The organism is Brasilonema bromeliae SPC951 (assembly GCF_012912135.1).
GTDB lineage: Bacteria > Cyanobacteriota > Cyanobacteriia > Cyanobacteriales > Nostocaceae > Brasilonema > Brasilonema bromeliae.
In genome coordinates this window covers 1-9,702 of sequence record NZ_QMEB01000162.1, presented here as the reverse complement: position 1 = coordinate 9,702, position 9,702 = coordinate 1, and the positions used below count along the sequence as shown (strand labels likewise).

8 protein-coding genes are annotated in these 9,702 nt (G+C 40.0%); 5 read left to right on the top strand and 3 right to left on the bottom strand.

The window, feature by feature from the left end; all coding sequences use genetic code 11:
• The 5 genes from DP116_RS19040 to egtD form a co-directional block, all read left to right on the top strand.
• The coding region (locus DP116_RS19040; protein ID WP_246275700.1) for a metal ABC transporter solute-binding protein, Zn/Mn family at positions 1 to 758 on the top strand (758 nt) is incomplete at its 5' end.
• Positions 759 to 840: 82 nt separating this feature from the next.
• Positions 841 to 1,617, top strand: a complete 777-nt coding sequence (locus DP116_RS19035; RefSeq protein ID WP_211173383.1) for a metal ABC transporter ATP-binding protein — start codon at positions 841 to 843, stop codon at positions 1,615 to 1,617.
• Complete coding sequence (locus DP116_RS19030; RefSeq protein ID WP_169156666.1) at positions 1,617 to 2,495, top strand: metal ABC transporter permease; 879 nt, start codon at positions 1,617 to 1,619, stop codon at positions 2,493 to 2,495. Before DP116_RS19035 ends, DP116_RS19030 begins: the two co-directional genes overlap by 1 nt.
• Before the next feature lie 342 nt (positions 2,496 to 2,837).
• Positions 2,838 to 4,199: a 5-histidylcysteine sulfoxide synthase gene (gene ovoA / locus DP116_RS19025; RefSeq protein WP_169156665.1), complete on the top strand. Its 1,362-nt coding sequence runs from the start codon at positions 2,838 to 2,840 to the stop codon at positions 4,197 to 4,199.
• 243 nt (positions 4,200 to 4,442) lie between these two features.
• Positions 4,443 to 5,447 (top strand): L-histidine N(alpha)-methyltransferase, encoded by a 1,005-nt coding sequence (gene egtD, locus DP116_RS19020; RefSeq protein WP_169156664.1) that lies wholly within the window; start codon positions 4,443 to 4,445, stop codon positions 5,445 to 5,447.
• Positions 5,448 to 5,575: 128 nt separating this feature from the next.
• Here the strand turns inward: egtD and DP116_RS19015 are convergent, their stop codons facing one another.
• From DP116_RS19015 to DP116_RS19005, 3 genes are all read right to left on the bottom strand, one after another.
• Positions 5,576 to 5,776, bottom strand: coding sequence for a hypothetical protein (locus DP116_RS19015; RefSeq protein ID WP_169156661.1), 201 nt, complete (start codon positions 5,774 to 5,776; stop codon positions 5,576 to 5,578).
• 45 nt (positions 5,777 to 5,821) lie between these two features.
• Complete coding sequence (locus tag DP116_RS19010; RefSeq protein WP_169156663.1) at positions 5,822 to 6,637, bottom strand: sterol desaturase family protein; 816 nt, start codon at positions 6,635 to 6,637, stop codon at positions 5,822 to 5,824.
• A 162-nt stretch (positions 6,638 to 6,799) separates the two neighbouring features.
• On the bottom strand, positions 6,800 to 9,637 hold the full coding sequence (locus DP116_RS19005) for a CHAT domain-containing protein (RefSeq protein WP_169156662.1): 2,838 nt from the start codon (positions 9,635 to 9,637) through the stop codon (positions 6,800 to 6,802).
• Positions 9,638 to 9,702 lie beyond the last annotated feature (65 nt).

Genomic DNA, 9,702 nt, shown 5'->3' with positions numbered 1-9,702 from the left:
GTTATGAACCGACACCCAGCGATTTAGTGAGGGCGAAATCAGCTGACCTCATTCTGGATAACGGTTTGGGTTTAGAACGCTGGGCAGAAAAATTTTACAACAGCATTCCCAAGGTTCCCCATATCACTCTGAGTCAGGGAATAAAATCTGTGGAAATTGCGGAGGATGCTTACAAAGGTAAACCTAATCCTCATGCTTGGATGTCACCACAAAACGCTGTGATTTATGTAGAAAATATTCGTTCATCTCTGGTAAATTTAGACCCAGCGAACGCAGACACTTACAATGCTAATGCGAAAGCATACAGTCAGAAGATTAAGGAGATTGACCAAAATCTGCTAAAAGAGGTGTTAGTGCTTCCCCAAAATAAACGCTATATGGTCAGTTGTGAGGGGGCGTTTTCCTACATCACCCGCGACTATGGTTTGAAAGAAGTTTATCTGTGGGCGGTGAATTCGGAACAACAAGCCACTCCTAAGCAAGTGGAAAAGGTGATTAACACTGTTAAGGCAAATAAAATACCTGCTGTTTTTTGTGAAAGTACGGTAAGCGATAAAGCGCAAAAGGAGGTTGCTAATGCTACTGGTGCAAAGTTTGGCGGTGTGTTCTACGTAGATTCTCTCTCTCCGTCAGATGGTCCAGCATCGACTTATCTCAAGTTACTTGAATATAACGTGACCACGCTGATTAAGGGGTTGCAGGGAAACATATCACAATCTGTTGAATATTTATCATTAAAGGCTGATGCGCGGACGTGAAGAGATCTGAATGATAAGTAGTTAAGCGAATTTGATATTAGTCAAAAGATGGGGATATCAGGTGAACTACCAACAAATAATTATGAACTCAATCAGTATTGATGTTGAAAATGTGACAGTCGCTTACCACGGTAAGGTAGCTTTGCATAGTGCTTCTTTACAACTCAAAGCCAGTTCAATTTGTGGGTTGGTGGGGATGAATGGTAGCGGAAAATCAACTTTATTTAAAGCAATTATGGGATTTGTGAAGCCGAGAACGGGGAGAGTGTTGATTAACGGCTTGCCGATCACAATGGTACAAAAAAATAACCTAGTGGCGTATGTGCCACAGTCAGAAGAGGTGGACTGGAATTTCCCGGTGAGTGTCCATGATGTGGTGATGATGGGGTGCTACGGATATATGAATATACTGAGGATTCCCTCCGTAAAAGATAAACGGGTTGTGAGGGAGAGTTTGGAGAGGGTCCAGATGTGGGAAATGCGCGATCGCCAAATTGGAGAACTCTCTGGTGGACAAAAAAAACGTGCCTTTTTTGCCCGTGCTTTGGCACAACAGGGAACTGTCTTACTGCTAGATGAACCATTCACAGGGGTAGATATCAAAACAGAAAAAGCCATGATTGACCTGTTACTGGAATTACGAGATGCAGGTAACACAATTTTGGTTTCTACCCATGATTTGGCATCAATCACTACCTTCTGTGACCAAGTTGTCCTGATCAATCGGACTATCTTAGCCTACGGAAATACGAATGAAGTCTTCACACAGGAGAATCTCTCTCGCACTTTTGGTGGTTCTCTAAGTGATTTACCATTTAGCAAAAGTCGGATAGGTCGTGAAAATATGGAGGGAGTGTGATGCAATTGGTACAATGGTTTACTGCGCCTTTGCAAAACGAATTCATGGTCAAGGCAATTCTCGTCAGTGCCTTAGTTGGTATGGTCTGTTCAGTGCTATCTTGTTACATGACCCTGAAAGGTTGGGCATTGATGGGAGATGCAGTTTCTCATGCGGTTATGCCTGGGGTGGTGATTGCTTATATTTTGAAAATACCCTTTGCTGTTGGTGCGTTTGTGTTTGGCGTGGGTTCAGTTATTGCTATTGGTTTTATCAAGGCAAAGACAAGAATTAAGGAAGATACGGTAATTGGACTGGTGTTTACGGGGTTCTTCGCCTTGGGGTTGGTGTTAGTTTCTAAAACACCAAGCAGCGTAGATTTGACACACATCCTGTTTGGCAATGTTCTGGGTATTTCTCAACCAGATATTATTCAGACGGTGATTATTAGCGTTATTACTTTGGTGGCGATCGCCATCCTACGCAAAGACCTACTATTATTTTGTTTTGACCCCACCCATGCGCGTTCCATTGGCTTAAATATAGGAGTACTTTACTATATTTTGCTATCGTTACTTTCCTTAACTGCCGTCGCTGGACTTCAGACAGTGGGAATTATTCTGATTGTTGCTATGTTAGTCACTCCAGGTGCAACGGCATATTTATTAACTGATAACTTCGACCACATGATGCTTATTGCGATGGCTTCTGGAGTGTTTTCGAGTGTTATGGGGACGTACATTAGCTATTACATTGATGGTGCAACTGGGGGTTGCATTGTGGTGTTGCAAACTCTGCTGTTTGTCGTGGCGATGATATTTGCACCCAAGCATGGTTTGTTGGTTAGGGGAAAGAAGCAGAAAGATGTTTCTATCGTGGGAATAGGGAATAGGGAATAGGGAACAGGGAAAAAGGTGTAGCAAGCTTCGCAAAAATCTGCTCCGGAGTCCTATAGTTTCACCGAAAATCAAAGGGCGGAAGCCCTTGACACTCTCCTTGGGTTTAGGCAAGGGGAGTGTCACTGATTTAACCTCGCCTATACTTGCTCAACGCCACCGCATTATTTATATCAATTTGTCAATTCGTATATTTTGTAAGTTTCAATACTTTTTTTCTCTGTTTACAAATTTAGCAAATTGTCCGATGATAACGACATCAAAAAAATTGTAATAAACAACACATTTTTTTGTAGTATTTTGTATGATATGTAAGTGTACCTGGAATGTTCTATCAAAAATGTCATGGGTATGGTTCCAACGATGAAGAAACTGGCATCACCTCAAGTTCCCACACTAAATGATTGCAGTTCTCAAAGCCTGCTTAACTACTTTGAAAATTCTTGGGAACTTGAAGAAATACTCATGAAAAGTTTGGTTGGGGAAGAAACTTTTTATCTCAACCCCGATCATTTAAGAAACTGTCTGATTTTTTATCTTGGTCATTCAGCAGTTTTTTACATCAACAAGTTAATTTGCGTTGGTTTAATAAAACATCGGATTAATTCAAAATACGAAACCCTATTTGAAATTGGAGTTGATCCAGAAACGCCGACAGAACTCGATGCAGCTTTGCAAGGCGTTAACTGGCCCGATGTAGAAAAAGTTTGGCAATATCGGGATAAAGCACGGGAGGTAATCACAGAGGTTATCCAAAACACTTGCCTAGATTTGCCTATTCATCAACAGCATCCCTTTTGGGCTTTGCTGATGGGAATAGAACATAGTCGCATTCACTTTGAAACCTCTTCGATGCTGCTGCGTCAATTACCAGTCGATCGCCTAAAACGTCCCCAAGGCTGGAATTATGCACCTAGCAATAATGAGATTCCCAACAATGAAATGCGCTTAATTCCAGGTGGTGTAGTGAAACTGGGAAAATCCAAAGATGATTTTACCTACGGTTGGGATAGCGAATATGGCGATCGCACAGTTGAAGTTAAACCGTTTTTAGCGAGTAAGTATCTCATCACTAACGGAGAATTTCTAGAGTTTGTTCACGAAGACGGCTATAACAATCCAGACTACTGGAATGCTGAATCTTGGAATTGGAAACAACTCTACAATGTACAACATCCCAAATTCTGGATACCCTTACACGATAGCTATCGCTATCGAGCCATATTTGACGAAATAGACTTACCCCTGGATTGGGCTGTGGAAGTCAACTATTACGAGGCGATCGCATTTTGTCGTTGGAAAGGTTCAGAAATACGCTTGATGAGTGAAGCCGAATGGAATCAAGCCTTACTCACCTCTGAGGCTAACCGCTTATCAACTAACTATAATCTCAACTTACAATTCATCTCCCCCAGTCCAGTGGGAATGTTCAAACTAGCCAATAGTGCTTGTGGTCTTTATGACCTCAGAGGAAATGTTTGGGAATGGTTGGGAGACACCTTCAACCCCCTACCAGGATTTCAACCTCACCCGCTTTACGAAGACCAAGCAGCACCCTTTTTTGATGGTAAACATCAGATGATGCTGGGTGGTTCTTGGGCTACTAATGGTTCCATGGCATTGCCAACTTATCGCAATTGGTTTCGTCCCTACTTTTATCAACACGCTGGTTTTAGAATTGCTCAAGATTTGAAAGCTGTGTCATGAAATTTAGATACGTTTTCCTTAGAGGATGTTTTATAAGTATTGTTTGAAATACGTGGATCTTCGAGAACCCCCTAAATCTCCTTTTTAAGGGGGACTTTTACCCCCCTTTTTAAGGGGGGAGAGGGGGGATATAGGAGAATTTTGTGTACTCAATTAGACTTTTCAAACATCCTCTTAAGCATTGTTTAATTCAGCGACACCAGGATTTTATACCACCAAACAGAAAATAGAAGAAATTAGAAAATGCTAACACAGCCTTTAATATTTCTTGACAATCAGTATCATGAGTTAAACAATGATGGTGAAGATGTCATTCAAGGATTAACCCAAACCCCAAAAAGTTTACCACCCAAATATTTTTATGATGAACGTGGTTCTCAACTCTTTGAACAAATTTGTCAGTTACCCGAATATTATCCGACACGAACAGAAGCCTGGATATTGAGTCAATACGCTGATGAAATTGCTCAAATGACAGGCAGTTGTGAACTAGTAGAATTAGGTAGCGGTAGTTCTACTAAAACTCGCCTTTTGTTAGATAGTTATCAAAAAATTGCAGATGACTGTAGATATCTACCCATTGATATCAGCGGGGGAATTCTCAAAACCAGCGTGCTACAGCTACAACAACAATATCCTGATTTTTCCATTCAAGGATTACTAGGAACTTACGAACAAGCTTTAGCGCATCTGGAATCGAACTCTTTGCGATACTCTCTGCGTCCAGCCTCCGGCTTATCGAGGATGATTTTTTTCCTGGGAAGTTCTATGGGGAATTTTACCCCACAGGAATCTGACCTTTTTTTGAGTCAAATTGCTCACGCTTTAAAACCAGGAGATTACTTTCTCCTCGGGATTGATTTACAAAAACCTAAAGAAATTTTAGAAGCAGCCTATAACGACAGTCAAGGAGTAACTGCTGCTTTTAATTTAAATATGCTCTCCCATTTAAATTGGCGTTTTCAAGGCAATTTCGAGCTCAATTTCTTCACTCATCAAGCAATTTATAATCAAGCTGATGCTCAGATAGAGATGTATCTCCATTGCCAAGAAAATCATTGGGTGTCTCTAGATATCCTCAATTTAAAAGTTTCGTTTCAAGCTGGAGAAAGCATTCTCACCGAAATTTCTCGCAAATTCGATTTGGCAATCATCCAAAAACAACTTGCAGCGCAAGGACTTAAAACTTTGAAAACTTGGACAGATCCTCAGCAGTGGTTTGGGTTAATTCTTTGCCAAGCTCAATAATTTTTCTAAAAATGTGAACTGATATCTTGCACCCTCCGGGTATGACCTTCGGTCACGCTGCGCTTTAGCCCTTTGGGCGTGCGCTTTGCGCATACGCCAGTCGCTCATGGGGGAAACCACGCCACATGCTACAAGTCGGCAGAGCCGAACGCCAGATACCTACGGAGGGAAACCCTCATCAAGTACTGGCTCCCCAACGCAGTGGCTCCCCAAGACCGCGCTGGCTCACCATTCTCAATAACTGTAGGGTGGGCAGTGCCAATAACTTGAAATTCAGAGTTTGAGCCAAGGGTACGCATTGCCCACCCTACAAAAATCTGAATAACCATTATCTCACAACCGTTGAGAAGATTGCTATCTCTAGAATTCGTAACTCAATCCAAATTACTAGACGATTTCATGGTGATATTCTCCAAAGAAGCGACAGGGAACATAATTCCTGACTTCTTTGTAGGAGGATTCAGCGTGTTGAATACTCTGTCCCAAAATCCTTGAATCCCATAGTTTCCCTTGAAACAAGTGTGGTGAAGATCGTGAAAATCTGATGGAACGAAAAAGATTGATAAGGAACTATGACCTTCTAGGTTGTAAGCATTGCCTATAATAGTCCAGGCACATAGCTGGGTGATATCATACCCAAATATAAAGATAGGCAAAAGGTCTGTAATAGTAACAATAATATATTCAGTCAAACTCTTATGTCCAGCAACAAAACTTGAGGAGTCGGCAAACTCATGATGTTTAAGATGTATTTTCCGCAAGAATTTTCTGTGAAATAGCCAATGGGTGACGTAAAAACAGAAATCAGCTGCAATTATTCTCATCAAGAACCATCCAAGATTTAGGAGCAAGCTATTTCCTCTATTTACGTCTGGCGCTAGATAGAGGATAATTAAAGCTGCTATTAAACTTCTGATTTCCCCAATAATGATGCCTTTTGCAGTAAAAGAAGGAAATGGTTGTTTTTTGACTTTCTTAACCCTGGCAGTCAGTTTCTCTCTCAAAGTATCATTCTTTTTAATGACTTTTTCGATGAAAAGACCAATGCTATAAAATGAGACAGAACCAACAAGCCAGTATAATAGCACCTGAGTGAGAAAGTTGAGTTCGATATTGTGCAATGGCCAGTAAAAGATTTGCTGAATAATTGTGGAACTAATAGCGATTTTTAGATAAAATTCAATCTCCAAACAGAAATTAAAAAAAAATTCATCTTTGTGTCCTTGTAGTAATTATTAAATCAGATTCAATGTTTTCATGGAATCAAAGTTTTTTACAAGCATACATTCAAGCATATATTATTTTTATCTTCCTGGATAGGATTATAAGTGCATTTTCATGGATAATTGGTATTACAAACCATTACCAATTAAAATGAAAGGTGCCCAATAATAGGGATGACTCAGACGATTAGCGACTTTTGCTGGTAGATTCTGGCGTGTAGATTTGAGAATTCCTCTGTCTTTGTTCTCAGTTACCCCTGAATAATCGCCTGTAATCATTGCAACTTGCGCTTGACGTAAAGCTTCAGCCTTATTCATTTTCCCTTGGCTTAAGAAGGCGTAAAAAGCATTCATTAAAGCTTGTGTTCCGCCATCACTCACAGACCATAAAGATGCGATCGCAGCTCTTGCTCCTGTACGCTGTACTTGATAGCCAAAACCTAAAATTTCTTCTCCCTTGCCTATTTGGTCACTGACTGCTGTTTCACAAGCACTCAACACAACCAAATCTACATTTGGCAAAGATAACTTTTGAATATCAGGTAGGGTAACTAAACCACCATCACCCATTAAAATAAAAGAGTCTTCCGGTTTACCGTTGACAAAAAAGGCGTGAGTCGCCATATGAATAATTGTATACACATTTAAATAAGAAATCATTGCTTGGCGATTAAATTCATTATCTAAAAGTGTTTTAGTTCCTGGCATCATAGTAGCAAGATTTTGAACCTCTGCTCCTGCATATTCTAGTGCTTTAAATGGTAATAAAGTAGACTCTAATTGTACGATGTAACGCTGTGTTGTCGCCCCAGCCAAAACTTTAATTTGTGGTAAAGGTTTGGTATCAATTTCTGTTAAACTCAAAGCAGTAATATTGTTAGTACGGAAGCGCTGCGCTAACCATTGTTTTCCATCGTATAAAGCAGCTAGAGGAATATAACGTAATGCTCCATCCGGTGCATAAATAATTGTTTTGGCATCGGCATTTGCTAAGTCTTTTTCTATCGGCTTAATTAACCATTCATACAGCTTTTGTGCAGGAATTGTGGCGTTGGATTCGGAATTTTCTAAGGCGCTACGAAAATCTGCGATCGCCCGATTGAGTTCTTCTTTTTTAATAGGTACACTACGATGAATTGGTGGTGTATTTGGGGTTGTTAGTACCAGTTCTAGACGGTTTTCTAAAATCAACGGATACAATAAGACAGCATTTTGGTTAAGACGCTGCAAATTATCGCGCAAGCTGTTGAGATTCTCCAGTGGTATAATCTGTTGTGCCGCTTTTGGGCTAAGCTGTCCTAACCAAGCATTCACTTCTGGACTGTCGATAAATTGGTTAAATTCGGTGATCAGCTGAGCATCTAATTCGACAATCTTTGCTATTTGGTCAGGTTTCCTGTTAGTTGGTGGAATTTTTTGCAGTTCGCCAAGTTGTCTGCTGATTTGAATTTGTTTATCGGCTATAACTTTCAACCCTTGATTAATGGATTGTTCTGGAGACGGTGACTCAACTCCTTTGGAAGTTTTTTCATTACCCCGAACATCATGCAGGTAATCGTCTAGTTCTTGGATTTTAAGTAAATCTAAAACTTGCTGTGCTTCTAGCACTCGATCTTGTTGCAGAAGTAAGTCAGCTAAACGTCGATAGATATCAGCAACGGTTGTTGTGTAAGATTGCTGTTGTTCTCGTGGAAGCGATCGCAATTGTGCGCGTATAGCTTCAGTCACATTCACAGATTGCTTGTAGAAAATAATTGCTAATTGTGGTTTGTTTTGCTGCGCCAGTAAATCACCAATATTTCCGAGGGTAATCCTTTGCGCAGTTCTATCACCAATTTCTCGACTCACTGCTAATGCTTGCTGATATGACACTAATGCTTGGGAATACTGACCCATACCTTTGTAAGCGCTTCCCATACTATCAAGTGTACGCCCAACGACAGCACGATCACCCACTTGTTGGAGAATGGTTAACGCTTGCTCAATAGACTCTACTGCTTGTGAATACTGTCCCAATTGTTGATAGACAAACCCTATATTGTTGAGAGTAGTGCCAATATTTGGCTGAGCATCAGTTTTTTTAAAAACTGCTAAAGCTTGCTGATAATAATCTCGTGCTTGAGAATATTTTTTCATGACATTGTAGACGAAACCAATATTATTAAGTATTGTGCCTTCGCCTAGCTTATCATTATTTTTTTTGGAAATTTCTAAAGCTTGCCTATAAAACTTGAGCGCTTGGGAATATTGACCCACTTGGCTGTAAACTTGTCCAATCTTATTAAGGTTATTCGCTTCTTCTATAGGGTCTTTCGCTTTTTGAACATTAACTAAAGCTTGCTGAAAAAACTTGAGCGCCAGGGAATATTGTCCTCTTTCGTAATAAACTCCACCAATACTATTAAAGGCTGTTCCAACGCCTAGTTTATCTTCGATTTTTTGCATTAAGGAAAGACTTTGCTGATAGTATTCTAGTGCTTGAGAATACTGACCCATAGATTGATAAACTAACCCAATATTATTGAGGATGAGTCCTGTGTTGTTCTGTTCTTCTGTGTCAGGAACTTTGCCAACATCTACTTTTCGACTTATCGTTAATGCTTGCTGATAAAATTTCAGTGCTTGCGGATATTGACCTAATTCTCTAGAAACTGCTCCTAGGCTATTAAGTGTATTACTAATATTTTCTTTGTCACCTATTTCTTGATAAATGACTAGTGCTTTTTTGTAGATTTCTAAGGCTTTTTGAAACTGACCGCTCTCATATTGGTCTACCCCTTGGTTAGATAGTCGGTCTGCTTCTATCTTCAGGTTCTTAGGTTTTTGTGTTTGTAAGAGTGTTCTAAAAGAATGACTCACAGTTTGAGAACGACCAGGTACAAGTTGTTGTCCTTGATCAACTGAAGTCTTTAATAAACACAAAATAAGTGCAATTACGCCAAAGCGAAGAAAAAGAGATAAGTGCATGAATCAAATTTTAACAGTTATCAGTTATCAGTTATCAGTTATCAAGTACCAGCCGCAGTTATCAG

What these genes read in the sequence shown, in the direction of transcription:
- DP116_RS19035 (WP_211173383.1), top strand. Translation starts at nt 841, where the DNA reads ATGAACTCAATCAGTATTGATGTTGAAAATGTGACAGTCGCTTACCAC.
- DP116_RS19030 (WP_169156666.1), top strand. Translation starts at nt 1,617, where the DNA reads ATGCAATTGGTACAATGGTTTACTGCGCCTTTGCAAAACGAATTCATG.
- ovoA (WP_169156665.1), top strand. Translation starts at nt 2,838, where the DNA reads ATGGGTATGGTTCCAACGATGAAGAAACTGGCATCACCTCAAGTTCCC.
- egtD (WP_169156664.1), top strand. Translation starts at nt 4,443, where the DNA reads ATGCTAACACAGCCTTTAATATTTCTTGACAATCAGTATCATGAGTTA.
- DP116_RS19015 (WP_169156661.1), bottom strand. Translation starts at nt 5,776, where the DNA reads ATGGTTATTCAGATTTTTGTAGGGTGGGCAATGCGTACCCTTGGCTCA.
- DP116_RS19005 (WP_169156662.1), bottom strand. Translation starts at nt 9,637, where the DNA reads ATGCACTTATCTCTTTTTCTTCGCTTTGGCGTAATTGCACTTATTTTG.